Origin of the sequence: Streptomyces sp. NPDC057654, from assembly GCF_042800135.1 — a bacterium.
Taxonomy (GTDB): domain Bacteria; phylum Actinomycetota; class Actinomycetes; order Streptomycetales; family Streptomycetaceae; genus Streptomyces.
Genome location: NZ_JBHVHQ010001450.1, coordinates 1 through 1167 on the forward strand (window position 1 = coordinate 1; position 1167 = coordinate 1167).

General features: G+C 69.5%; 2 protein-coding genes. Both read left to right on the forward strand.

Annotation, left to right across the window (positions count from 1 at the left end):
• The first annotated feature begins 71 nt into the window (after positions 1-71).
• Positions 72-617: a winged helix-turn-helix domain-containing protein gene (locus tag ACFU99_RS44290; protein WP_384404543.1), complete on the forward strand. Its 546-nt coding sequence runs from the start codon at positions 72-74 to the stop codon at positions 615-617.
• Positions 542-1144, forward strand: coding sequence for a transposase (locus ACFU99_RS44295; RefSeq protein WP_384404545.1), 603 nt, complete (start codon positions 542-544; stop codon positions 1142-1144). Before ACFU99_RS44290 ends, ACFU99_RS44295 begins: the two co-directional genes overlap by 76 nt.
• The last annotated feature ends 23 nt before the right edge of the window (positions 1145-1167 follow it).

Consider the following 1167-nt stretch of genomic DNA (forward strand, 5'->3'; position numbering starts at 1 on the left):
GGCTAGAGATCTTTAATGGTGGGGGTTCTGGTCCTGCTGACGGTTGGGCCCATGTGCGCTATGCCGGAGGTATGCGGTATCCCGATGGTGGTGGGCTGACGGCTGAGGAGCGGGCCCGGAGAGAGCAAGTACGTCTGTGGGCAGCCGAGTTGATTGAGTGCGGAGTCAGTGACGCGGAAATCGCCCGGCGGTTGCGGGTGACACGGATGTCGGTCAACCGGTGGCACCGGGCCCTCACCGCAGGCGGGCGTGGGGCACTGGCCTCGAAAGGGGCCGGCGGTGCCCGGTGCAAACTCACCGCCGGGCAGTTGCGCCGGCTGGAAGGGGAGCTGGAGGCGGGGCCCGCCGCGCACGGCTGGGACGAGGACCAGTGCTGGACGCTGGCGCGGATCGCCGAGGTGGTCCGCCGCCGGTTCGGGGTGGAGTACACGCTGGCCGGGGTGGACCTGCTGCTGCACCGGATCGGGTGGAGCGTGCAGGTTCCCGCCCGCCGGGCCGCCGAGCGCGACGAGGCGCAGATCGCCGCTTGGGAGGAAGAGCAGTGGCCCGTCGTGAAAAGACCGCGGCGGACCTGGGCGCCTGGCTCTGCTTCGAGGACGAGGCGGGTCAGGGGCTGAGGCCGCCCACCGGCCGCACGTGGGGCCGCCGGGGCCGGACACCGGTGGTGAAGGTGACCGCCGCGGGCACCAAGCGCGTCTCGGTCGCCGCGCTGCTCTGCTCCAAACCCGGGTCCAGGCCCCGTCTGATCTACCGCACCCGCGTCGACCGGGGACCACGCAAGGGCCGGCGCAAGGGCTTCACCGAGCACGATTACGCCCGTCTCTTCGACGCCGCCCACCAGCAGCTCGGCGGGCCCGTCGTGATCGTCTGGGACAATCTCAACACCCACGTCAGCGCCGGCATGAAGCACCGCATCGAGGCCCGGGACTGGCTCACCGTCTTCCAGCTGCCGCCCTACGCACCCGAGTTCAACCCGGTCGAAGCGGTCTGGGCGCACATGAAGAGGTCACTGGCGAACCTGGCCAAGCAGGGCATCGACCAACTGGCCGCACTCGTCAAGTCCCGCCTCAAGCGAATGCAGCACCGCGCCGGCCTCGTCGAGGGCTACCTCGCCAAGACCGGACTGAACCTCCAACCCCCGTAACCTCAACCATTAAAGATCTCTAG

Bases quoted from the DNA above. Each gene is read 5' to 3' on its own strand.
- ACFU99_RS44290 (WP_384404543.1), top strand. From the start codon at position 72: ATGCGGTATCCCGATGGTGGTGGGCTGACGGCTGAGGAGCGGGCCCGG.